Origin of the sequence: Mycobacterium sp. SMC-13, assembly GCF_045311035.1 — a bacterium.
GTDB lineage: Bacteria > Actinomycetota > Actinomycetes > Mycobacteriales > Mycobacteriaceae > Mycobacterium.
Window position 1 is genome coordinate 84730 of record NZ_JBJIAI010000001.1, and the last position, 21569, is coordinate 106298.

Consider the following 21569-nt stretch of genomic DNA (forward strand, 5'->3'; position numbering starts at 1 on the left):
TGATGACACAGCTACTGGATCAGGTGCGCGATGTGGTCGAGGCCGCCATCGTGTTGCAGCGCAGGGGATTGGTGGACGTCTGTCGACCGCTGGACGCGATAGCCGCGTCCCGGGGCCTGCGGCGCTACGGGTCGTTCGGTGGGTTGGTGGGACACGTCGCATCGCGTTACGGCGATGCCCCGGCACTCACCGATGAGGACGGCACGCTGAGCTTCGCCGACCTGGAAGCGACGTCGAACGGATTGGCGCGGGGCCTGGCCGGCCGCGGGATCGGGGCAGGCGCCGTGATCGGCCTGATCGCACGAAACCACCGCGCGCTGATGCTGTCGCTGTTCGCCGCCGGAAAGGTCGGCGCCAGAGTGGTTCTGCTCAACACCGGGTTCGCGGCGCCGCAGCTGGCCGACGTGTGCAAGCGGGAGAACGTCACCGCGGTGATCGCCGACGACGAGTTCACCGACCTGATCGACGTCCTGCCGTTCGAGGTCGACCGCATCGGCTGGTCCGGCGTGAGCGGCCTGGCGGCGCTCGCCGCGGGCCGGTCGACGGCACCGTTGCCCGCGCCGGCCTCGGTCGGGGGCATGGTCCTGCTGACCAGTGGCACCACCGGCACGCCGAAGGGTGCGCCGCGGAACAAGGTCAGCCCGTTGCAGTCCGCGCAACTACTGGACCGGATTCCGTGGCCGTCGGGCGGTGCCTACTACGTCGCCGCCCCGATGTTCCATGCCACTGGATTGGCCACCTGCGCTTTGGGTTTGGCGCTCGGTAACCGTGTCGTGCTCGCGCGCCGGTTCGATCCCGAGGCGACGCTCGCGGCGATCGAACGCCACCGGGTGGGGGCGCTCATCGTCGTGCCTACGATGCTGACCCGGATTCTCGACCTCGGCCCCGAGGTCCTGGCGCGTCATGACACGTCGTCGCTGCGGGTCGTGTTCGCCGCGGGTTCGGCGCTGTCCCCGGATCTGTGCCGCCGCACCATGGACGCTTTCGGTGACGTGCTCTACAACCTCTACGGGTCGACGGAGGTCGCCGTCGCGGCGGTCGCCACCCCGAGCGAATTGCGCAGCGCGCCGGGCACTGTGGGGCGCCCGCCGGTCGGCTGCACCCTCGCCGCGTACGACGAGCAGCGCCGCCGGATCACCGAACCCGGCCGCAGCGGAACACTTTTCGTCTCCAGCGGCCTCAGCTTCGCCGGTTACACCGACGGCGGTAACAAGGAGTCCGTCGACGGCTTGCTGTCGTCGGGTGACACCGGCCACTTCGACGAGAACGGATTGTGGTTCGTCGACGGCCGGGAGGACGACATGATCGTGTCCGGCGGTGAGAACGTCTTCCCGTTGGAGGTCGAGAATCTGCTCGCCGGACATCCCGCGGTGGTGGAAACCTCGGTGGTCGGCGTGGACGACGCCGAGTTCGGAAAGCGGTTGTGCGCGTTCGTGGTACGCCGTCCCGGCGCCGACATCGACGCCGACGAGGTCAAGAGCTACGTCCGGGCCGGCCTCGCGCGGCACAAAGTGCCGCGCGATGTCGTGTTCGTCGACGTCCTGCCCCGCAACGAGACCGGCAAGGTGCTCAAGGCGCAATTGCACAAGGCGATGGAGCGATGACCAAGAAGAACAACGACATTCGTGGCCGCGTGGTGGCGATCACCGGCGGTGCCAGGGGCATCGGGCGTGCGACCGGTCTGGCCTTCCTGCGCGCCGGTGCGCGGGTCGCCCTCGGTGACGTCGATGTCGAGCTGGTCGAGAAGACCGCCGCCGAATTCGCCGCCACTGGCGAACAGGTCTGCGGACTACACCTCGATGTCACGAGCCGGGCGTCGTTCGCGGATTTCCTCGACGACGTCGAGAGCCGGCTGGGACCCGTCGACATCCTGATCAACAACGCCGGCATCATGCCCACGGGGCTGTTCGCCGACGAGACCGACGAGATGACCGACCGCATGGTCGCCATCAATCTCGGAGGCGTGCTGAACGGATCGAAACAGGCCGCCATCCGGATGCGTGGGCGCGGCGGTCACATCGTGAACGTCGCCTCACTGGCCGGCGTCAGTGCGTTCCCCGGTCTCGCCACCTACTGCGCCACCAAGCATGCCGTCGTCGGATTCACCGAGACCCTGCACCTCGAACTCGCCGCCGCCGGCATCGACGTCACCGCGGTGCTCCCGGGTGTCGTGCACACCGAGCTCTCGGCGGGCCACAGCGCCCCTCGGTGGATTCAGCCCATCAGCGAAGTGGAACCCGACGACGTGGCGGCGGCCATCGTCGAGGCCGTCACGCGAGGTAGATCGAAAGTGGCTGTGCCGCAAGCACTCGGCGCGATGATCAAGATCCTGGGCGCGCTGCCGGACGGTGCCCGGCACTGGATTTCCCACACCGCGCACTTCGACACCGCGTTCACCCATACCGACGCCGCGGTGCGCGCGGCGTACCACAGCAGACTCCAGCATTGACCGAAAGGCGCCAACGTTGACTTCAGCCACGGCCACCATCACGGTCTGTTCTCCGGCTGATGGCCGGGTCATCGATTCGGTACCGGCGATGAGCGTCGAGGCGGTGGCCGCGGTGATCGCGGACCTCCGTGTCGAACAGGCCGGGTGGGCCGGCCTGTCGCCGCGAGCGCGGGCAGCGCATCTGCTGAAATACCGGGACTGGTTGCTGGACAACGAATGTCGGCTGGCGGTGACGCTGCAGCGCGAGACCGGCAAGCCATGGGCCGAGGCCAATCTCGAGATCCCGTACATCGTGGATGCGATCAACTACTACGCGCGGACCGCACCCGGATTGCTCGCGGACCGCACGCCGCCGCGCCACGGCATGATCGCGGCGACCAAACGCCAACTTCTGGTGCAGCGGCCGTACCCGGTCGTGGGTGTGATCACCCCGTGGAACTTCCCGCTGGGGCTGTCGCTGCTGGATGCCGTGCCCGCGTTGCTCGCCGGGGCTGCCGTGGTGGTCAAGCCCTCGGAGTTCACCCCGTTGACGGTGGCAGCGGCGGTTGACGGCTGGAAAGCCGTTGGGGCGCCGCGGGTTCTGGAGTGCGTGACCGGTGCCGCAGAGACCGGGGCGGCTGTCGTCGACAACGTCGACTACATCCAGTTCACGGGGTCGACGCGAACCGGCAAGGCCATCGCGCATGCGGCTGCCGAGCGGTTGATTCCGTGCGGTCTGGAACTCGGTGGCAAGGACGCGATGATCGTGCTCGACGACGCGGACGTGGCGCGGGCCGCGAATGCGGCGGTGTGGGGCGGCATGGCCAATTCGGGGCAGATGTGTACCTCGGTCGAACGGGTCTACGTGCAGGCGGGTGTGTACGACGAGTTCGTCGGTCTCGTTGTCGAGAAGCTGAAAGCCTTGCGCGTGGGGGAGGACGATCAGCAATTCCGGTATGACGTGGGGCCGTTGGCCACCGAGTCGCAGCTGGCGATCGTGCAACAGCACGTGGACGATGCGGTGGCCCGCGGCGCCACGGTGCTGACCGGCGGCGCACGGGTCGAGAGCACCGGCTTCTTCGAGCCCACGGTCCTGGTCGACGTCGACCACACCATGCTGTGTATGCAGCGGGAGACGTTCGGTCCGACGCTGCCGATCATGAAGGTGCGGGACGACGACGAGGCGGTCCGGCTGGCCAACGACTCGGATTACGGCTTGTCGGCGACGGTGTTCTGCGGCAACAGAACTCGGGCGGAACGAGTGGCGCGCCGGCTCGATGTCGGCGCGGTGAACATCAACGACGTGTTCGGCAATCTGTTCACGCTGTCGCTGCCGCAGGGCGGCTGGAAGCAGTCCGGGCTGGGCCGCCGTAACGGCGCCGACGCCGTGCTCAAATACGTACGGCCACAGGCGATCGTGTCCGCTCGTGTGCACCCGGACAGCGAGTTCATCTGGTACCCGTACACCGCGATTCGCGGGGCGATCGTGCACCGCGTGGGGCGTCTTCTCGGTGCCCGCGACCTGCTTCGCAGGCTCGGTTGACCGGCACAACGGCAGGCCGACAGGGCCACCTGGATCAGGCGACGACCCAGATCGCTTCCGCCGCCGGGCTGCCCAGGTCGACGGTCGTCGTGTCGTCGTTCACGGCGTCGGCGGCCGTGACCGCCACCGAGATCATCCCGGCGAAGTCGCGCCGGGCCACCACGCGCAGATGGGAGTCGAGCGTGATCCCGACGCTGTCGAAGTACCGCAGCATCTCGGGGTCGTGATCGGAAATCCGGGCGACCGTGCCGGCGTCGCCGTCCGCGCACGCGGACAGCTGCCGGGCGGGGGGAGTCGGCACCTGGCCGTCGGCCGCGGGGATCGGGTCGCCGTGCGGGTCGCGGGTCGGGAAGCCGAGCTTGGCGTCGATGCGGTCCAGCATCCGGTCCGACACCGCGTGCTCGAGCACCTCGGCTTCGTCGTGCACCTCGTCCCAGCCGTAGCCGAGCTCGCGCACCAGGAACGTCTCCATCAAGCGGTGCCGTCGCACCATGGCCAGCGCCGCGCTGCGGCCGGTGTCGGTCAGCGTCACCGCGCCGTACTTCTCGTGGTGCACCAGGCCCTGATCGGCAAGCTTGCGAATCGACTCGGAGGCCGTCGAGGCCGACACCCCGATGCGTTCTGCCAGCATCTTCGTGCTGACTTTCTCGCGCGACCACTCCTGCGCGGTCCAGATGACTTTGAGGTAGTCCTGGGCGACCGTGGATAGATCCGGCGTATTGCCGGCGTCTTCTGCAGGACTCACAGCACAAAGTTTAGGCAATCGTCACCTCATCCGGGGATCTCACGGTGCCTGCCGCGGCGGCGCGCCGTAGGCTTGCGGGCGTGCAACGCTGGCGTGGGCAGGACGAGATCCCCACGGATTGGGGCCGATGTGTGCTCACCATCGGGGTATTCGATGGCGTACATCGTGGACATGCAGAACTGATCAGCCATGCGGTGAAGGCCGGCCGGTCTCGCGGCGTACCCACGGTGCTGATGACGTTCGATCCGCATCCGATGGAAGTGGTCCTCCCGGGCAGTCATCCCGCGCAGCTGACGACGCTGACCCGCCGGGCCGAACTGGTCGAGGAACTCGGCGTCGACGTGTTCCTGGTGATGCCGTTCACCACCGACTTCATGAAGCTGACCCCCGAGCGGTACGTGCACGAGCTGCTCGTCGAGCGCCTGCACGTCCTCGAGGTCGTGGTCGGCGAAAACTTCACCTTCGGCAAGAAGGCCGGTGGCAACGTTCCACTCCTGCGCAAGGCCGGCGAGCGCTTCGGCTTCGCGGTCGAGGGCATCTCGCTGGTGGCCGAGCACCACCAGGCCGAGACCGTCACCTTCTCGTCGACCTACATCCGGTCGTGCGTGGACGCCGGTGACATGGCCGCCGCGACCGAGGCCCTGGGCCGCCCGCACCGCGTCGAGGGCGTCGTCGTCCGGGGTGACGGCCGCGGCCGTGGGCTGGGCTTCCCGACCGCCAACGTCGCCCCGCCCATGCACTCGGCGATCCCGGCGGACGGCGTCTACGCCGCGTGGTTCACCGTCCTGGGGCACGGGCCGTCGGTCGGCACCGTGACGCCGGGGGAGCGCTACCAGGCCGCGGTGTCGGTGGGTACCAATCCGACGTTCTCCGGGCGTACGCGCACCGTCGAGGCCTTCGTGCTCGACACCGAGGCAGACCTGTACGGACAGCACGTGGCGGTCGACTTCGTCTCGCGGATCCGCGGCCAGGAGAAGTTCGAGTCGGTGGACGACCTCGTCGTGGCGATGGACCGCGATACGCAGCGGGCTCGCGCGATTCTGGTTCCGCAGTAGCTTCCTGATAAACTGCCCGACGCGCGTGCTGCAGTTCGCGGCGGCCGCGCCCTCGTTGTTCTTCGCGGACCGAATTGATGGAGTTGTTTCGTGGCACTCACTGCCGAGCAGAAAAAAGAGATCCTGGGTCAGTACGGCCTGCATGAGACCGACACCGGTTCGCCGGAGGCTCAGGTCGCCCTGCTGACCAAGCGCATCTCGGACCTGACCGAGCACCTCAAGCAGCACAAGCACGACCACCACAGCCGTCGTGGCCTGCTGCTGCTGGTCGGCCGTCGCCGCCGGCTGCTCAAGTACGTCGCTCAGGTCGACGTCGCGCGGTACCGCTCGCTGATCGAGCGTCTGGGTCTGCGTCGCTGACGCACCACTGATTCACGACCATCGCCAGGTCTGCTCCGGCAGGCCTGGCGATGGCTGTTGGTACGGGTAGTAACATAAAACTGTTTTGGGCCCAGCGCCCAAGACGTCGGAACGTCACACAGCGTCCGCCTGAACCTCGTGGGGCGGTCTTCGGTAGTGGCTGCCGGGGCATGAACCCCGGCCGCTTCGATCGACGGCCGTCAGCAGTAAGCGGGATGGTTTTCGGGTTTTCTGGATGCTCGCGTGTGACGATGCGACAGCAGTAACAAAGAGGAACCAGAAAAAACGGAACCCGCATAGGGCGGGCCCAGAGAGGTTATTGCGACATCCATGTCTGCAGTTGAAATTGAAGAGGGCGTGTTCGAGTCGACCGCCGTCATCGACAACGGGAGCTTCGGCACCCGCACCATCCGCTTCGAGACCGGCCGTCTGGCACGTCAGGCCGCCGGCTCCGTCGTCGCCTACCTGGACGACGAGACCATGCTCCTGTCGGCCACCACGGCCAGCAAGAGCCCCAAGGACCACTTCGACTTCTTCCCCCTGACGGTGGATGTCGAGGAGCGCATGTACGCCGCGGGCCGCATCCCCGGCTCGTTCTTCCGTCGCGAGGGCCGGCCCTCCACCGACGCGATCCTGACCTGCCGCCTGATCGACCGGCCGCTGCGCCCGTCGTTCGTCTCGGGCCTGCGCAACGAAATCCAGGTCGTCGTCACCGTGCTGAGCCTGGACCCCAAGGACCTGTACGACGTCGTGGCCATCAACGCCGCGTCGGCGTCCACCCAGCTGGCCGGTCTGCCGTTCTCCGGTCCGGTCGGTGGCGTCCGCGTCGCGCTGATCGAGGGCCAGTGGGTCGCGTTCCCGACCAACGAGCAGCTCGAGAAGGCTGTCTTCGACATGGTCGTCGCCGGCCGCAAGGTTGAAGGTGACGTCGCGATCATGATGGTCGAGGCCGAGGCCACCGACAACGTGATCGACCTGATCGCCGGTGGCGCCGGCGCCCCCACCGAGGCCGTCGTGGCCGAGGGCCTGGAGGCCGCCAAGCCGTTCATCGCCGCACTGTGCACCGCCCAGGCCGAGCTGGCCGAGGCTGCCGCCAAGGAGACCGGCGAATTCCCGCTGTTCCCCGACTACGCCGACGACGCCTTCCAGGCCGTCGCCGCGGTGGCCACCGACGCGCTGTCGCAGGCGCTGACCATCGCAAGCAAGCAGGAGCGTGAAGAGCGCACCGACGAAATCAAGGTCGAGGTGCTCTCTCGCCTCGCCGAGACCTATGCCGGCCGCGAGAAGGAGATCGGTGCGGCGTTCCGCTCGCTGACCAAGAAGCTGGTTCGCCAGCGCATCCTGACCGACCACTTCCGCATCGACGGCCGTGGCATCACCGACATCCGCGCCCTGAGCGCCGAGGTCGCCGTGATCCCGCGGGCGCACGGCAGCGCGCTGTTCGAGCGCGGCGAGACCCAGATCATGGGTATCACCACGCTGGACATGATCAAGATGGCTCAGCAGATCGACTCGCTCGGTCCCGAGACCACCAAGCGCTACATGCACCACTACAACTTCCCGCCGTACTCGACCGGTGAGACCGGCCGCGTGGGTTCGCCCAAGCGCCGCGAGATCGGCCACGGTGCGCTGGCCGAGCGGGCCCTGATGCCGGTGCTGCCGAGCGTCGAGGAGTTCCCGTACGCCATCCGTCAGGTCTCGGAAGCGTTGGGCTCCAACGGTTCCACCTCGATGGGTTCGGTCTGTGCCTCGACCCTGGCGCTGCTGAACGCCGGTGTGCCGCTGAAGGCCCCGGTTGCCGGTATCGCCATGGGCCTGGTGTCCGACGAGGTAGACGGCGAGACCCGCTACGTCGCCCTGACCGACATCCTGGGCGCCGAGGATGCCTTCGGTGACATGGACTTCAAGGTCGCCGGCACCAAGGACTTCGTCACCGCCCTGCAGCTGGACACCAAGCTGGACGGCATCCCGTCCAAGGTGCTGGCCGGTGCCCTGGCCCAGGCCAAGGACGCGCGTCTGACCATCCTGGACGTGATGGCCGAGGCCATCGACGAGCCGGACGAGATGAGCCCGTACGCGCCGCGCATCACCACCATCAAGGTGCCGGTCGACAAGATCGGTGAGGTGATCGGGCCCAAGGGCAAGGTGATCAACCAGATCACCGAGGAGACTGGTGCGAACATCTCCATCGAGGACGACGGCACCGTGTTCGTCGGCGCCTCGAACGGCGAGGCGGCGCAGGCGGCGATCGACAAGATCAACGCCATCGCCAACCCGCAGCTGCCCAAGATCGGTGAGCGGTTCCTCGGCACGGTGGTCAAGACCACTGATTTTGGCGCCTTCGTGTCCCTATTGCCGGGCCGTGACGGTCTGGTGCACATCTCCAAGCTCGGCAAGGGCAAGCGCGTCGCGAAGGTCGAGGACGTCGTGAACGTCGGCGACAAGCTGCGCGTGGAGATCGCGGACATCTCCGCGGACAACCGTGGCAAGGGTCAGAAGATCTCGCTGATCCTTGTGGATGAAGAGGGTGCGGCAGCGGCGGATTCGACCGCCGATGCCGCTGCCGAATCGGAGACTGCACCGGCAGATGCCGCGCCTGCAAACTCCTAAATCGACAACGCGCGACGGCCGGGGTTCTGCAGCGACATCGCTGCAGGCCTCGGCCGCCGTGCGCAAGACCAACCTCCCGGGCGGGCTGCGGGTCGTCACCGAACACCTGCCGCACGTGCACTCGGCATCCGTCGGTGTGTGGGTCAACGTCGGTTCACGCGACGAGGGCCCCAGTGTCGCCGGGGCCGCGCACTTCCTGGAACACCTGCTGTTCAAGTCGACCCCGACGCGCACCGCTGTCGAGATCGCCCAGTCGATGGATGCCGTCGGTGGTGAGCTGAACGCCTTCACCGCGCGCGAGCACACCTGCTACTACGCCCACGTGCTGGACAGCGATCTCGGGCTGGCCATCGACCTGGTATCGGACGTCGTGCTCAACGGCCGTTGTGCCGCAAGCGATGTCGAGCTGGAACGCGACGTGGTGCTCGAAGAGATCGCCATGCGCGACGACGATCCCGAGGACACCCTCGCGGACGTCTTCCTCGGCTCCATGTTCGGCAACCACCCCGTGGGCCGGCCGGTGATCGGCAGCATCGATTCGATCACGTCGATGACCCGCAACCAGCTGCACTCGTTCCACGTCCGCCGGTACACCCCGGACCGGATGGTCGTCGCCGTCGCCGGCAACGTCGACCACGACGAAGTTGTGGCCATGGTGCGCAAGCACTTTCGGCCGCACCTGGTGCGTGGCCGCAAGCCCGTGCCGCCGCGTAAGGGCGCCGGCCGCGTGCCGGGCACCCCGACGCTGCAGTTCGTCAAACGTGACTCCGAGCAGGCCCACATGTACCTGGGTGTGCGTACGCCGGGGCGCAACTGGGAACACCGCTGGGCGCTGTCGGTGCTCAACACCGCGCTCGGTGGCGGGTTGAGTTCGAGGCTGTTCCAGCAGATCCGGGAGAACCGTGGTCTGGCCTACTCGGTGTACTCCACGATCGACACGTTCTCCGATGCCGGTGCGCTGTCGGTGTACTCGGCGTGCCTGCCGGACCGCTTCGACGAAGTGGTCCGCGTGACCACCGACGTGCTGGAAGACGTTGCGCGCGAAGGCATCACCGCCGACGAATTGCGCATCGCCAAGGGCTCGATGCGCGGCGGTCTGGTGCTCGGGCTGGAGGATTCCGGTTCCCGCATGCACCGCATCGGCCGCGCCGAGCTCAACTACGGCAACCACAAGTCGATCTCGGACACGCTCGCGTCGATCGACGCGGTCACCCTCGAAGAGGTCAACGCCGTTGCGCGCGAACTGCTGACGCGGCCCTTCGGTGCCGCGGTACTGGGCCCGCACCGGTCCAAGCGCTCACTGCCGAAGCAGCTGCGCGCCATCGGCTAGGGATTTGTGCACGATTATCCGCGCAGGCCGCGGATTTTCGTGCACAAATCACGTCAGCGGCTGAGGCGAAGCGAGTTGTCCCGGCGCAGCACGAAGAAATACGGCTGTGCTTCGCCGCGGAGATCCATGGCGCCCAGGACGGCGTCGTCGGTCAGCTTGCGGAACACGTCGTTGATGGGCAGCTGGTCGTAAACCATTGTCGCGGTGTCGACTCCGCGATAGCGCGTGGTGCGCAACCGAGCCTTGGCCGAACGCGCCTGCAGTAGCGGACGTAACGCGGTGATGGTCTTGGCGACGGGAAGTCGGTGCAGGGGCACCTTGTTCGCCAGTCCGGCGCCGGAGAATGCCAGCACCGGGTTCAGGGGCCACAGCGTTTCGCCGGAGGCGTCGGGGAACAGCAGCGGGTGGACGGTTTCGGCGTCGATGAATTGCTTGCCCCACCAGCCGCTGGCTTCCAGCAGGCCGTCCATCGGATGTCCGGTGGGTACTTCGGCGCCGTGCCAGGTGCCGATCATGAAGTCGGGTTCGACGGCCGGCGCGGCATCGAAGATTTCGAGGGCTTCGGCCGCCGTGGTCGGCGGGGCGGGCAGCAGTTCCTGCAAGAGCATGGCCACGACAATACTTGACACCTGTCAAGAACGGCAGTGTCGGGCGGGCGGAAAGTCATCGCCCGGCCAGCGCGACGCTGCGCCGACCGGGCGATGGGTATCAGGTTCGGGGGCTACAGCGCGACGCGGCCGAGCGGAAGGTCGAGGTCCGCGGCGACCTGGCTGCACAGCAGCTCGCCGTCGTGCGTCGACAGGCCCTTGGCCAGCGCGGCATCGTTGCGGCACGCCGCCTGCCAGCCCTGGTCGGCGAGCTTGAGGACGTACGGCAGCGTCGCGTTGGTCAGTGCGTAGGTCGACGTGCGCGGCACGGCGCCGGGCATGTTGGCCACGCAGTAGAAGACCGAGTCGTGCACGGCGAAGGTCGGGTCGTCGTGCGTGGTGGGCTTCGAGTCCTCGAAGCAGCCGCCCTGGTCGATCGCGATGTCGACGAGCACAGAACCCGACTTCATGTGGGCCACAGTCGAATTGGTCACGAGCTTCGGTGCCTTGGCGCCGGGGACCAGCACGGCGCCGATCACCAGGTCGGCCTGCTTGACGGCGTCTTCCAGGTCCAGGCTCGAGGAGTACCGGGTGTGGATCCGGCCGTTGAACTCGGCGTCGATCCGGCGCAGGGTGTCCAGGTTCAGGTCGAAGACAGTGACCTGCGCGCCCATGCCGCTGGCGATCTGTGCCGCGTGGAAGCCCGCGGTGCCACCGCCGATGACGACGACGTTGGCCGGGGCGACGCCGGGCACGCCGCCCATCAGGACGCCGCGGCCGCCATGGCTGCGCATCAGGTGGTAGGCGCCGACCTGGGCCGACAGCCGGCCTGCCACCTCGCTCATCGGGGCGAGCAGGGGCAGGCGGCCGTCGGCAGTCTGAACGGTTTCGTAGGCGATCGAGGTGGTGCCCGAGGCCAGCAGTGCATCGGTGCACTCACGCGAGGCGGCCAGGTGGAGGTAGGTGAACAGGGTCTGGCCCTTGCGCATGCGGTGGTACTCGGCCGCGATGGGTTCTTTGACCTTCAGGAGCAGGTCGGCTTCGGCCCAGACCTGGTCCGCGGTGGTGACGATCTGCGCGCCGGCGGCCTTGAAGTCGGTGTCCGCGATCGCGGATCCTTCGCCGGCCCCGGCCTGGATCAGCACCTCATGGCCGTGCTTGATCAGTTCGGCGACGCCGGCCGGGGTGATGGCCACCCGGTACTCGTTGTTCTTGATTTCGGTCGGGATGCCGACGTGCATCTGGGGTTCTCCTCAGGGCGGATCAGGTGGTGTCCTAAGTGTGAATAAACGTCGACTGACCTGCAATATCTGTGATTATAATTCTCAATATGGCGCCTGCTAGTGAACGATCTTCGAATTCGCCGGTCCAGGAGGGGGCCCAGCCGAAGGATGTTCAGCCCGTCGAACTCGACGACATCGACCGGCAGATCGTGACCGCGCTGCATGCCGACGCACGCATTCCCAACAGCGCGTTGGCGGAGCTGGTCGGCATCGCCGCTTCGACCTGTCACGGCCGGGTCCGCCGGCTACAGCAGCTCGGGGTGATCCGCGGTTTCCATGCCGACATCGATCCGGCGGCCATCGGCCTGGGTCTGCAGGCGATGATCTCGGTGAGCCTGCAATCCGGGGCCCGGGCGCGCATTCGCGACTTCATCGCCCATATGCGGCGGCTGCCGCAGGTGATGGACGTCTACTTCCTGGCGGGCGCCGACGACTTCATCCTGCACGTCGCCGCGCGCGACACCGCGCATCTGCGGGCGTTCGTGGTCGAGCACCTCAACGCCGACGCCGATGTGGCCGGCACCCAGACATCGCTGATCTTCGAGCACCTGCGCGGCGCGTCACCGCTGTAACCAGTTGCCGCAGTTCAGGATTGGGTGGCAGCCTTGAGTTCGGCGAGTGCCTCGCGGATGTGCTCGGCGAGGCTACGCTCGGCCGGATCGGCGAGCCACTGGTCGAACGCCACCTTGAAAACCGCGATACCGGTCTCGGCGACCAGGCCGGCCGCGGGATCGGCGACGCCGCGGCGGCGCAGCGCGTCGGCGATGCTCGTCGCCAACGACGCGAGCTTGATGAGTTCGCGCTCCTGCAGGCTGGGGTTGGCATTGATCACCGTCTGACGTCGGCGCGCGTGCGGGCGGCGCTCGGCGAAGAAATCCGACACCGATTCCAGTGCCGCGGCGACGGCGTCGAGCGGCGCGGTGGCTGCGGGGGCGTCGTCGATGGCTGTCTCGAGCGCGTCGGCGAGTTCGCGGCCCCGAAACAGCACCTCGCGCTTGTCGGTGAAGTGCCGGAAGAACGTGCGTTCCGTGAGGCCGGCACGAGCGGCGATCTCGGCGACCGTCGTCTCGTCGAAGCCCTGCTCCAGATACAGCTCCAGGGCGGCCTGCTCGAGGCGGCCCTGCGCGTTCGGTTCCCATCGGCCCACGGGCGGATTGTAGGGGATGTCAGTGACTGTCAGCACGACTGATGACAGTGGCTGACATCGGGTGTACGTTTGGTGATGTCATGGACTGACATCACCTGAGGAGTTGAAACCATGCGCATATTCGTCACCGGCGCCAGCGGGCACATCGGATCCGTGGTCGTCCGCGACCTGCTCGAAGCGGGTCACCACGTCACCGGCCTGGCCAGATCGGACGCCTCGGCCGCCGCCGTCGCCGCCGCGGGCGCGCAGGTGCACCGCGGCAGTCTGGATGACCCGGACGGCCTCGCTGCCGCGGCTGCCGCTTCCGACGGCGTCATCCATCTGGCCTTCAAGCACGACTTCGCCAATTACGCCGACTCGCTCCAGTTGGACCTGCGGGCGGTAGAGGCCATGGGGAAGGCCCTGGCGGGCTCGGGCAAGCCGTTCGTGAACACCTCGGGCACGCTCATGCTGGCCTTCGGTGAGCCGGGCCGGCTCGGTACCGAGGACGCCGACGTCGACCGGTCGGCACCGCGCGGCGCATCAGAACGGGCGACGCTCGCGCTGGCCGAACGCGGCGTGCGGTCATCGGTAGTCCGGCTCGCCCCGACCGTGCACGGGGACACCGATCACCACGGCTTCATCCCCAGCCTCATCGAATTCGCCCGTGCAGCAGGACGATCCGGGTATCAGGGTGACGGCTCGAATCGATGGCCGGCGGTGCACACCGTCGATGCCGCGCGGCTCTACCGGCTGGCCGTGGAGTCGGCACCCGCCGGCTCGGTCTTGCACGGCGCGGCTGAACAAGGCATCGCCTTCCGCGACATCGCGCAGGCGATCGGCGACGGGCTGGGCGTGCCGGTGCAACAGATCCCGGCGGACGAGGTCCCGGCCCACTTCGGTTTTCTCGCGGGCTTCGCCGCGCTGGACAACCCGACCTCCAGTGAAAAGACGCGGGCCCTGCTCGGCTGGGATCCCGTGCGTCCGACCCTGCTCGAAGACCTCAAGGCCGGTCACTATTTCGCGCCCCGGGCCGGCTGAGGCAGCGGGCGGCTAGACGCCGACCAGCTCCGGGTGGAACTTGGTCACCAGCCGGCGGATGCCGTCATGCCAGTCGACCGAGGTGCCGCCGATCAGTTCGTGCATACGGGTCGTGTCGGTCGGGCCGCCGCGCAGCGCGTTCGGGTCCTCGGCGAACACCGGCTCGCGGCCGACCAGCTCACCGATGTAGGTACACCATTCCTGCAGGCTGACGGTCTGATCGCCGCACCAGTTCACGGTCGTCGCGGGCACCGACGCCACGTCCAGCAGCTTCGGCAGCGTCGCCAGGATGTCGTCTTCGTGGATCGGGTTGTACTGCGCCGGCCCACCCGGCGGCACCGGGATCGGGATGCCCGCCAGGATCATCTCCATCTGATAGTACGGCCAGCCGCCGTTGTCGCCGTACGGCACGTTGAACCGGGCGATGGTGGCCGGCAGATCGAGGACCCGCGACATGGTGCGCACGACCGTCTCGCCGGCGATCTTGGAGATCGAATAGGTGGGGAAGAGGTGCTTGTGGTTGTCGCCCAGCGCCGCCGACTCCGAACGCGGCTCGTCGCCGGGCGGGTCGTACACCGCCGCTGACGAGGTGTGCAGGAACGCCTTGGCGTCGCGACAGTGCGCCATGAGCAGACCGACCGACTCCGCATTGGCCGCGAGGTCCTTGTCCCACCGGCCGGTCTTGGCCACCGCGAGGTTGACCACGTAGTCGAAATCGGTTGGCAGGGCACCGAAGTCGCCGACCGCCAGGTTGACCGCCGCGCACCGGACACCGGCCTGCTCCAGGTTCTGCCGGGCCTGCGGGTTGTTGAACCGGGCGACACCCCACACCTCGTTGTCGGCCGCCAGGGCGGTGGCGATCGGGGTGGCCACCTGGCCGGTGACTCCGGTGATGAGGATCTTGGCGCCGCGCATGGGGCTGATAGTAGGGGGCCGCTAGGGTTGACCTCATGCGAGTCGGAGTTCTGGGTGCCAAGGGCAAAGTCGGTGCGACCATCGTCGACGGTGTGGAAGCCGCTGAGGATCTGACGTTCACCGTCGGCGTCGACGCCGGCGATGAGCTGAGCCTGTTCACCGACAGCGGCACCGACGTCGTCGTCGACTTCACGCACCCCGACGTCGTGATGAACAACCTGAAGTTCCTCATCGACAACGGCATTCACGCCGTCGTCGGAACCACGGGCTTCACCGCCGAACGCCTCGACCAGGTTCGCGAGTGGGTGGCCGCCAAGCCCGGCGTCGCGGTGCTGATCGCCCCGAACTTCGCCATCGGCGCGGTGCTGTCCATGCACTTCGCCAAGCTGGCCGCCCCGTTCTTCGAGTCCGCCGAGGTCGTCGAGCTGCACCACCCGCAGAAGGCCGACGCCCCGTCGGGCACCGCCACCCGCACCGCCCAGCTGATCGCCGAGGCGCGAAAAGGCCTGCCGCCCAACCCCGATGCCACGAGCACCGGCCTGGAGGGCGCGCGCGGCGCCGACGTCGACGGCATCCCCGTGCACTCGGTGCGGCTGCGTGGTCTGGTGGCGCACCAGGAGGTGCTGTTCGGCACGCAGGGCGAGACGCTGACGATCCGGCACGACAGCATCGACCGCACGTCGTTCGTGCCCGGAGTGCTGCTCGGTGTCCGTGAGGTCGCCAAGTACCCCGGGCTGACCATCGGCATCGAGAAGCTCATGGGGCTGTGACGGGGCGGTGATGACGAAACCGAGCTCGCAGGTACTCCGCATCCAGCTGGTCGTCGCATTCCTGTGCGCGGCACTGGTGGTCTACTTCGTGATGCTCGGGCGCTCCGGCGTCATCCTGATGCAGTCGGGAGAGGCCGCGGCGATCGGCCTCGGCATCGGTATCTTCGTGCTGCCGCTGATCGGCCTGTGGGCCATGGTTGCCACGCTGCGCGCCGGTTTTGCGCACCAGCGGCTGGCCCGGCTGGCCCACGAGGAGGGCGTCGAGCTCGACGTCAGTGACCTGCCCAAGCGCCCGTCGGGCCGCATCGAACGCGACGCCGCCGACGCACTGTTCGAGTCGGTGCGCGACGAAGTCGAGGCCAGCCCTGACGATTGGCGCGGCTGGTACCGGCTGGCCCGGGCCTACGACTATGCCGGGGACCGGACCCGGGCCCGCGAGACGATCCGCAAGGCCGTCCGGCTGGAGCAGGCATCACGATGAAACTCCTTGTCGTGCACCACACTCCGTCTCCGCACTGCCAGGAGATGTTCGAGGCGGTGCTCGCCGGAGCAACCGATCCCGAGATCGAGGGCGTCGACGTCGTGCGCCGTCCGGCGCTGACGCTGTCGGCCGCCGACGTGCTGGAGGCCGACGGCTATCTGCTCGGCTCGCCGGCGAACCTGGGCTACATGTCGGGTGCCTTGAAGCACGCGTTCGACCAGATCTACTACCCGTGCCTCGATGCGACACGTGGCCGGCCATTCGGTCTGTGGCTGCACGGCAACGAAGGCACCGAAGGCGCCGAGAAGGCCGTCACCTCCATCACCACCGGGCTGGGGTGGGTGAAAGCGGCTGAGTACGTGGTGGTTTCGGGCAAGCCCAGCAAGGCCGACGTGGAGGCCTGCTGGAATCTGGGGGCTACGGTCGCCGCGACGTTGATGGGTTGAGTCAGACGGCTATCGGTGCCCAGAACCATTGACCCTGACGTGACGGCGCACCGCACTCGAACAATTGCGCCCTGGGTTCAGGACCAAATGTGAAAACGCCGTATGGTGATTGACGTTTGCGTCGATCAGTGAGGAGCCGACCATGGGAATCGCGGACCTGGCGTTGGGAGCCGCGCCACTGGCCGGAGGCGCGCTGCTCGGCGCCGTGGCGGGAAATCTGAAGCCACCGGACGTGCGCGCCGCGATCAAGGCCGACATGGACCTGCTGGACCGGATTCCGGCCGAGCAGACCGAGCGCCGCGCCGAACTGCAACGCACCATCGACATGCGGATCGACGAGGTCATCGCCGCGGTCGACCGCAGTCGTCAGCTCAAGTCGACGGCGATCGGTTACGCGTTCAACCGCGAGGGCCGGCTGCGCGACATCCTGGTCTTCATCATGGCCGTGCTGTTCAGCATCATCTGGTGGAACCTCAAGCACTCCCGCACCGGCTGGCTGCCGATGTTCATCGCGCTGATCGTCTTCGCCGCGCTGTCCGGCTGGTATGCCCTGCGCGGCATCGTCCGGGCGGTGACGCCGGCCAAGCGCCGCGACAAGAAGGCCGGGGACGCCGCTCAGTAGTGGTAGGTGTCCGATGGCGCCGACACGTGGTCGGGGTCGTCGCCGAACATCGACGGGTGAATGCCGTACGCCTTCGCCAGATCCAGGATCTTGTTGGCGCGGGCGATGCGCGGCAGGTCCGAGCCGTTGCGGATTTCGCCGCCGTCGCGCTCGAACTCCGCGAAAAACTCCTGCGCCCAAGCGATTTCGTCCAGTGACGGGGACAGACCCTCGTTGACCGTCGCGCACTGTTCCGGGGTGAGGCAGATCTTGCCGGTCATGCCGAACTCGATGGACACCGCGGTGGCCTCGCTGAGCTTGCGCGAGCTGGACCCGATGGTGGGGCCGTCGATCGCGCCGGGCAGATGTGCGGCCTTGGCGGCGATGGTGAACCGCGAGCGGGCGTAGGCCAGCGTTGCCGGGTTGTCGCCGAAGCCGGTGTCGCGACGGAAGTCACCGATACCGAACGCCAGCCGGAACGTGCCCTTGGCCGACGCGATCTCGGTGATGCGCTCGAGCCCGCGGGCGGTCTCCACCAGCGCGACGATCGGCACGTTCGGTAGTCGCTTGGCGGTCTCGGTGACGTGGTCGACGGACTCGACCATCGCCAGCATGATGCCGCCGACGGAGGTCTTCGACAGCATCTCCAGGTCGTCGGCCCACCACGGGGTGCCGAAGCCGTTGACGCGCACCCAGTCGGTGTTGCCGTCGCCGAGCCAGCGTGCAGCGTTGTCCCGGGCCGCGTCCTTGTCCTTCGGCGCTACCGCGTCCTCGATATCGATGATGACGATGTCGGCGCTGGAGCGGGTGGCCGGTGCGAAGCGGTCGAATTGCGCGCCGTTGACCAGCAGCCAGCTGCGCGCGAGTACCGGGTCCAGTCGGGATCCGTGCTCGTTGGCATCAGGTTCATAGGTGCTGGTCTGGTCATACACCCATCAATCGTCCCGCACAGCGGGAGCAGCCCCCGCCCCGGGGGTTACTTCAGCGCCGCACCGAACACCCGCTGCATCGCATCCCAGTGCCGCTTCGCCGCCGCTTCGTCGTAGGCGCCGACGTTGTCGGGTACCGCGAAGCCGTGCGCGGCAGGGTAGAACTCGACGGTGTGCTCGACGCCGGCGTCGGTCAGGGCGCGGTCCAGAATCTCGCCCTGCTCGGCGGTGAAGGACGCGTCGTCCTCGGCGGCGCCCACGTACACGACGGCGCTGATCCGGTCGGCCCGCAGGTGCGGGCTGTCCTCGGTATCGGTGACCAGGCCACCACCATGGAACGACATCGCCGCCGCGACCCGGTCGGGCAACTTGCCGGCGATGACGAACGACGTGCGGCCGCCCATGCAGTAGCCGGTGGTGCCGAACTTGTCGCCCGTGACGTCGGGCCGGCCGGCCAGGTAATCGAAGAAGGCTGTCGCGTCGGCGACCATGACGTCCTGCGTGACCTTGCGCATCATGCCGAACAAGCGGCCGCGCTCGGATTCGTCGGTGAACGCCGTGGCCATGTCGAACGGGGCCCAGCCGGCGTCGCGGTAGTAGATGTCCGGCACCAGCACGACGTAGCCCAGAGCGGCGAGCCGCGCGGCCATGTCGTCGAAGGTCTGCCGCGGGCCGCCCGCATCGGGGTACATGACCACCGCGGGCCACGCGCCGGTGCCTTCAGGGGTGGCGATGGTGACGGCGCAGCTGCCGTCGGCGGTGGTGATGGTGTCCTTGGTCACGGGCATGGCTTCCGTTCTACTCCTCGGCCCAGAACGTAAGCTGTGGGCGTGGCTGTGCCGACCCCTTACGAAGACCTGCTGCGCCTCGTGCTGGAACAGGGCACGCCCAAATCCGATCGCACCGGCACCGGCACCCGGAGCCTGTTCGGCCATCAGCTGCGCTACGACCTCGCCGCCGGATTCCCGCTGCTGACCACCAAGAAGGTGCACACCAAGTCGGTGATCTACGAGCTGCTGTGGTTCCTGCGCGGCGACTCCAACGTGCGGTGGCTGCAGGAGCGCGGCGTCACCATCTGGGACGAATGGGCCTCGGAGACAGGCGAACTCGGGCCAGTGTACGGCGTCCAGTGGCGGTCCTGGCCGACGCCGTCGGGCGAGCGCATCGACCAGATCAGTGCCGCGCTCGAGATGCTGAAGACCAACCCCGACAGCCGCCGCAACATCGTCTCGGCGTGGAACGTCGGCGAGATCGCCCAGATGGCGCTGCCGCCGTGCCACGCGTTGTTCCAGTTCTACGTCGCCGACGGAAAGCTGAGCTGCCAGCTGTATCAGCGCAGCGCCGACCTGTTCCTCGGTGTCCCGTTCAACATCGCCTCCTACGCACTGCTGACCCACATGATGGCCGCGCAGGCGGGCCTCGAGGTCGGTGAGTTCGTCTGGACCGGCGGCGACTGCCACATCTACGACAACCACGTCGAACAGGTGCAGCTGCAGCTGTCGCGCGAGGCGCGGCCCTACCCGGAACTTGTTCTGGCGCCGCGTGATTCGATCTTCGACTACCAGTACGAGGACATCGCGATCGTCAACTACGACCCGCACCCGGCCATCAAGGCTCCCGTTGCGGTCTGACGCCGTGAAGCTGATCTGGGCGCAGGGCAACGGCGGTGTCATCGGCCGCGACAACGACATTCCCTGGCAGCTGCCCGAGGACATGGCGCACTTCAAAGAACTGACACTCGGCTCCACGGTGGTGATGGGCCGGCTCACCTGGGAGTCGCTGCCGGCGCGGTTCCGCCCGCTGCCGGGCCGCCGCAACGTCGTCGTCAGCCGCGACGCCGGGTACGTGGCCGAAGGCGCCGAGGTGGTCACGTCGTTGCCCGCCGAGATCGACGGCTGGGTGATGGGCGGAGCGCAGCTGTACGCGCTGGCGCTGCCGGCGGCGACGCTGTGCGAGGTCACCGAGATCGACGTCGACGTGCCCGACGGCGACGCGTTCGCACCGACATTGGACGACTCCTGGACCGTCACGCACGGCGAGTGGCAGACCAGCAAGACCGGCCTGCGCTACCGCTTCTGCACCTATCGGCGGTAGCCGGCGAGCCGCCGGACGTCGGGGTCGGGATCGTGGGCGGCCAGGTCGGTGATCCGGGCGCTCAGCGCCGCGACGTCGTCGAGGTCCACACCCTCGGGTCCCATGGGGCCGATCAGTTCACCGAGGACGACGATGGCGTGCCGGCGGATCAGCGGCTCGGCATGATCGAGCCCCGCCCGGGCGCCGGGGAGGTCGGCGGCGTCCAGCGTGCAGTAGCCCTGGCCGGGCGCCAACTCATCCGCGATGAGTGCCGCGACACTCGGGTCGGCGAGCCCGGCGGCCAGCAGCGCGTAGTCCAGCGGCCGATGGCTGCGGCCGTGATCGCGGAACGACCGGTACGGCGCCGTGACGGCGGCCGCGCGGCTTGCCGCCGGCAGGTCGCTCTCCAGCACCTGGGGTCCATAGCCCAGCCGTCCCAGCGCGGTGGCCGCCCAGTCGTGGCCGGGCCCGGGCAGGGGCACCGCCGCCCATAGCGCGTCGAGCACGTCGGGCGACGCGACATCGAGGTCCGCCAACAGCTTGGCGCCGAGCCAGGCGGTGTCCCGGCGCTTCAATGCCGCGATGGCGACGGGGACCGCGGCACCGCCGAGCTCCAGCAGCAGCGCGCGTGCGCGTTCCTGACCCAGGTCGCCCGGCGGTCCGGGTACCAGTCCGGCAGCCGCCGCGAGCGCCGCCACCCGCTGCTCGACCGGCAGCGCCAGGATCGCGTGCTCGGCCGCGGCGGCGGCGACGTACTCGGGGAAATGTCGCTGCAGTTCGGCGGGTGTCAGCGAGCGCACCAGCAGATCGCCGTCCTCGTCGTCGAGGTAGACGACGACGTCGGCCGGCAGGGTGCCGTCGGCCACCAGCGTGGCTCGCACGCCCGCGGCGACGGTCAGCATCGCCTGCGCGAACCGCTCCCAGGCCTGGTCCCACTGGGCACGTGGCAGCCCCGACACCGCCTCGACCAGCCGGTCACCCCAGTCGCCGGCGGTCTCGCTCCACTCGTAGTCCTGGTGCTCCCAGTCGGGTGGGCTGAACCGGCAGGACGGCTCGGGCACCGTCTGCTCGGTAGCCAGGGCCAGATTGGGCAGGTAGATGACACCGGTCGTCTCGGCGTAGAACTCGCTGAACGCCACCGCGTACGGCTGTTGCCCGGCGGCCGCGCCGGCCAGCGCGCGCACCGCCGTGACCGCGGCGGCGGTCAGATCGGTTTCGAATCCCGCCCAGTCGAACCGCACAGATG

General features: G+C 68.1%; 23 protein-coding genes. 15 read left to right on the forward strand and 8 right to left on the reverse strand.

Annotated features, from left to right (window positions below; all coding sequences use genetic code 11):
- Positions 1-2: 2 nt before the first annotated feature.
- Genes ACJH6I_RS00430 through ACJH6I_RS00440 form a run of 3 tightly spaced genes read left to right on the forward strand, consistent with a single transcriptional unit; the run spans position 3 to position 3971 of the window.
- On the forward strand, positions 3-1604 hold the full coding sequence (locus ACJH6I_RS00430; RefSeq protein WP_406783541.1) for an acyl-CoA synthetase: 1602 nt from the start codon (positions 3-5) through the stop codon (positions 1602-1604).
- The gene (locus ACJH6I_RS00435) at positions 1601-2449 is read left to right on the forward strand and encodes an SDR family oxidoreductase (RefSeq protein WP_406783542.1); all 849 of its coding nucleotides are present in this window, start codon (positions 1601-1603) and stop codon (positions 2447-2449) included. The genes ACJH6I_RS00430 and ACJH6I_RS00435 overlap by 4 nt, the downstream gene beginning before the upstream one ends.
- Positions 2450-2465: 16 nt before the next feature.
- Positions 2466-3971 (forward strand): aldehyde dehydrogenase family protein, encoded by a 1506-nt coding sequence (locus ACJH6I_RS00440; protein WP_406783543.1) that lies wholly within the window; start codon positions 2466-2468, stop codon positions 3969-3971.
- A 34-nt stretch (positions 3972-4005) separates the two neighbouring features.
- On the opposite strand, the gene mntR is transcribed toward ACJH6I_RS00440, so the two are convergent.
- A complete protein-coding gene (gene mntR / locus ACJH6I_RS00445) occupies positions 4006-4716 on the reverse strand; it encodes a manganese-binding transcriptional regulator MntR (protein WP_406783544.1) in 711 nt (236 codons plus the stop codon).
- Positions 4717-4796: 80 nt separating this feature from the next.
- On the opposite strand from mntR, the gene ACJH6I_RS00450 reads away from it, so the two are divergent.
- The 4 genes from ACJH6I_RS00450 to ACJH6I_RS00465 all read left to right on the forward strand — a co-directional run bounded on the left by ACJH6I_RS00450 (position 4797) and on the right by ACJH6I_RS00465 (position 10071).
- The gene (locus tag ACJH6I_RS00450; RefSeq protein ID WP_212811768.1) at positions 4797-5771 is read left to right on the forward strand and encodes a bifunctional riboflavin kinase/FAD synthetase; all 975 of its coding nucleotides are present in this window, start codon (positions 4797-4799) and stop codon (positions 5769-5771) included.
- 90 nt (positions 5772-5861) lie between these two features.
- The gene (gene rpsO / locus ACJH6I_RS00455; RefSeq protein ID WP_020101924.1) at positions 5862-6131 is read left to right on the forward strand and encodes a 30S ribosomal protein S15; all 270 of its coding nucleotides are present in this window, start codon (positions 5862-5864) and stop codon (positions 6129-6131) included.
- A 330-nt stretch (positions 6132-6461) separates the two neighbouring features.
- Entirely contained in the window at positions 6462-8741 is a 2280-nt protein-coding gene (locus ACJH6I_RS00460) for a polyribonucleotide nucleotidyltransferase (RefSeq protein ID WP_346414975.1), read from the forward strand.
- On the forward strand, positions 8719-10071 hold the full coding sequence (locus ACJH6I_RS00465; protein WP_406783545.1) for a M16 family metallopeptidase: 1353 nt from the start codon (positions 8719-8721) through the stop codon (positions 10069-10071). The genes ACJH6I_RS00460 and ACJH6I_RS00465 overlap by 23 nt, the downstream gene beginning before the upstream one ends.
- 53 nt (positions 10072-10124) lie before the next feature.
- Here the strand turns inward: ACJH6I_RS00465 and ACJH6I_RS00470 are convergent, their stop codons facing one another.
- Both ACJH6I_RS00470 and ald read right to left on the reverse strand, forming a co-directional pair.
- Complete coding sequence (locus ACJH6I_RS00470; protein ID WP_406783546.1) at positions 10125-10679, reverse strand: DUF4334 domain-containing protein; 555 nt, start codon at positions 10677-10679, stop codon at positions 10125-10127.
- A 113-nt stretch (positions 10680-10792) separates the two neighbouring features.
- Positions 10793-11899: an alanine dehydrogenase gene (gene ald, locus ACJH6I_RS00475; protein ID WP_406783547.1), complete on the reverse strand. Its 1107-nt coding sequence runs from the start codon at positions 11897-11899 to the stop codon at positions 10793-10795.
- 89 nt (positions 11900-11988) lie between these two features.
- Between ald and ACJH6I_RS00480 the strand changes: the two genes are divergently transcribed.
- The gene (locus ACJH6I_RS00480) at positions 11989-12513 is read left to right on the forward strand and encodes an Lrp/AsnC family transcriptional regulator (protein WP_406783548.1); all 525 of its coding nucleotides are present in this window, start codon (positions 11989-11991) and stop codon (positions 12511-12513) included.
- Positions 12514-12527: 14 nt separating this feature from the next.
- Here the strand turns inward: ACJH6I_RS00480 and ACJH6I_RS00485 are convergent, their stop codons facing one another.
- The gene (locus ACJH6I_RS00485) at positions 12528-13088 is read right to left on the reverse strand and encodes a TetR family transcriptional regulator (protein WP_346414979.1); all 561 of its coding nucleotides are present in this window, start codon (positions 13086-13088) and stop codon (positions 12528-12530) included.
- Positions 13089-13199: 111 nt separating this feature from the next.
- On the opposite strand from ACJH6I_RS00485, the gene ACJH6I_RS00490 reads away from it, so the two are divergent.
- On the forward strand, positions 13200-14108 hold the full coding sequence (locus ACJH6I_RS00490) for an SDR family oxidoreductase (RefSeq protein ID WP_406783549.1): 909 nt from the start codon (positions 13200-13202) through the stop codon (positions 14106-14108).
- Between the two features lie 12 nt (positions 14109-14120).
- Here the strand turns inward: ACJH6I_RS00490 and ACJH6I_RS00495 are convergent, their stop codons facing one another.
- Positions 14121-15023, reverse strand: a complete 903-nt coding sequence (locus ACJH6I_RS00495) for an NAD-dependent epimerase/dehydratase family protein (protein ID WP_406783550.1) — start codon at positions 15021-15023, stop codon at positions 14121-14123.
- A 35-nt stretch (positions 15024-15058) separates the two neighbouring features.
- Between ACJH6I_RS00495 and dapB the strand changes: the two genes are divergently transcribed.
- From dapB to ACJH6I_RS00515, 4 genes are all read left to right on the forward strand, one after another.
- Complete coding sequence (gene dapB, locus ACJH6I_RS00500; RefSeq protein ID WP_406783551.1) at positions 15059-15793, forward strand: 4-hydroxy-tetrahydrodipicolinate reductase; 735 nt, start codon at positions 15059-15061, stop codon at positions 15791-15793.
- A 10-nt stretch (positions 15794-15803) separates the two neighbouring features.
- Entirely contained in the window at positions 15804-16274 is a 471-nt protein-coding gene (locus ACJH6I_RS00505; protein WP_318984350.1) for a tetratricopeptide repeat protein, read from the forward strand.
- A complete protein-coding gene (locus ACJH6I_RS00510; RefSeq protein WP_318984351.1) occupies positions 16271-16720 on the forward strand; it encodes an NAD(P)H-dependent oxidoreductase in 450 nt (149 codons plus the stop codon). The genes ACJH6I_RS00505 and ACJH6I_RS00510 overlap by 4 nt, the downstream gene beginning before the upstream one ends.
- Positions 16721-16862: 142 nt before the next feature.
- Complete coding sequence (locus ACJH6I_RS00515; RefSeq protein ID WP_406783552.1) at positions 16863-17342, forward strand: hypothetical protein; 480 nt, start codon at positions 16863-16865, stop codon at positions 17340-17342.
- Here the strand turns inward: ACJH6I_RS00515 and ACJH6I_RS00520 are convergent.
- Both ACJH6I_RS00520 and ACJH6I_RS00525 read right to left on the reverse strand, forming a co-directional pair.
- On the reverse strand, positions 17336-18253 hold the full coding sequence (locus ACJH6I_RS00520; protein WP_406783553.1) for an HpcH/HpaI aldolase/citrate lyase family protein: 918 nt from the start codon (positions 18251-18253) through the stop codon (positions 17336-17338). The genes ACJH6I_RS00515 and ACJH6I_RS00520 overlap by 7 nt on opposite strands.
- Before the next feature lie 44 nt (positions 18254-18297).
- A complete protein-coding gene (locus ACJH6I_RS00525) occupies positions 18298-19038 on the reverse strand; it encodes a dienelactone hydrolase family protein (RefSeq protein WP_406783554.1) in 741 nt (246 codons plus the stop codon).
- Positions 19039-19080: 42 nt separating this feature from the next.
- Here ACJH6I_RS00525 and ACJH6I_RS00530 point away from each other — a divergent pair, with 42 nt between their 5' ends.
- Together ACJH6I_RS00530 and ACJH6I_RS00535 are read left to right on the forward strand one after the other, a co-directional pair.
- Positions 19081-19881 carry a thymidylate synthase gene (locus ACJH6I_RS00530; protein ID WP_406783555.1) on the forward strand — a complete coding sequence of 267 codons (801 nt, stop codon included), beginning with the start codon at positions 19081-19083 and terminating at the stop codon, positions 19879-19881.
- Positions 19882-19885: 4 nt separating this feature from the next.
- Positions 19886-20344, forward strand: coding sequence for a dihydrofolate reductase (locus ACJH6I_RS00535; protein WP_406783556.1), 459 nt, complete (start codon positions 19886-19888; stop codon positions 20342-20344).
- Here ACJH6I_RS00535 and ACJH6I_RS00540 read toward each other — a convergent pair.
- The gene (locus ACJH6I_RS00540; protein ID WP_406783557.1) at positions 20332-21564 is read right to left on the reverse strand and encodes a DUF4303 domain-containing protein; all 1233 of its coding nucleotides are present in this window, start codon (positions 21562-21564) and stop codon (positions 20332-20334) included. The two genes, ACJH6I_RS00535 and ACJH6I_RS00540, sit on opposite strands and share 13 nt — an antisense overlap.
- Positions 21565-21569: the final 5 nt, after the last annotated feature.

Coding starts and splice junctions, on each gene's coding strand:
- ACJH6I_RS00430 (WP_406783541.1), top strand. CDS start 3: ATGACACAGCTACTGGATCAGGTGCGCGATGTGGTCGAGGCCGCCATC.
- ACJH6I_RS00435 (WP_406783542.1), top strand. CDS start 1,601: ATGACCAAGAAGAACAACGACATTCGTGGCCGCGTGGTGGCGATCACC.
- ACJH6I_RS00460 (WP_346414975.1), top strand. CDS start 6,462: ATGTCTGCAGTTGAAATTGAAGAGGGCGTGTTCGAGTCGACCGCCGTC.
- ACJH6I_RS00465 (WP_406783545.1), top strand. CDS start 8,719: ATGCCGCGCCTGCAAACTCCTAAATCGACAACGCGCGACGGCCGGGGT.
- ACJH6I_RS00470 (WP_406783546.1), bottom strand. CDS start 10,679: ATGCTCTTGCAGGAACTGCTGCCCGCCCCGCCGACCACGGCGGCCGAA.
- ald (WP_406783547.1), bottom strand. CDS start 11,899: ATGCACGTCGGCATCCCGACCGAAATCAAGAACAACGAGTACCGGGTG.
- ACJH6I_RS00480 (WP_406783548.1), top strand. CDS start 11,989: ATGGCGCCTGCTAGTGAACGATCTTCGAATTCGCCGGTCCAGGAGGGG.
- ACJH6I_RS00490 (WP_406783549.1), top strand. CDS start 13,200: ATGCGCATATTCGTCACCGGCGCCAGCGGGCACATCGGATCCGTGGTC.
- ACJH6I_RS00495 (WP_406783550.1), bottom strand. CDS start 15,023: ATGCGCGGCGCCAAGATCCTCATCACCGGAGTCACCGGCCAGGTGGCC.
- dapB (WP_406783551.1), top strand. CDS start 15,059: ATGCGAGTCGGAGTTCTGGGTGCCAAGGGCAAAGTCGGTGCGACCATC.
- ACJH6I_RS00505 (WP_318984350.1), top strand. CDS start 15,804: ATGACGAAACCGAGCTCGCAGGTACTCCGCATCCAGCTGGTCGTCGCA.
- ACJH6I_RS00510 (WP_318984351.1), top strand. CDS start 16,271: ATGAAACTCCTTGTCGTGCACCACACTCCGTCTCCGCACTGCCAGGAG.
- ACJH6I_RS00515 (WP_406783552.1), top strand. CDS start 16,863: ATGGGAATCGCGGACCTGGCGTTGGGAGCCGCGCCACTGGCCGGAGGC.
- ACJH6I_RS00525 (WP_406783554.1), bottom strand. CDS start 19,038: ATGCCCGTGACCAAGGACACCATCACCACCGCCGACGGCAGCTGCGCC.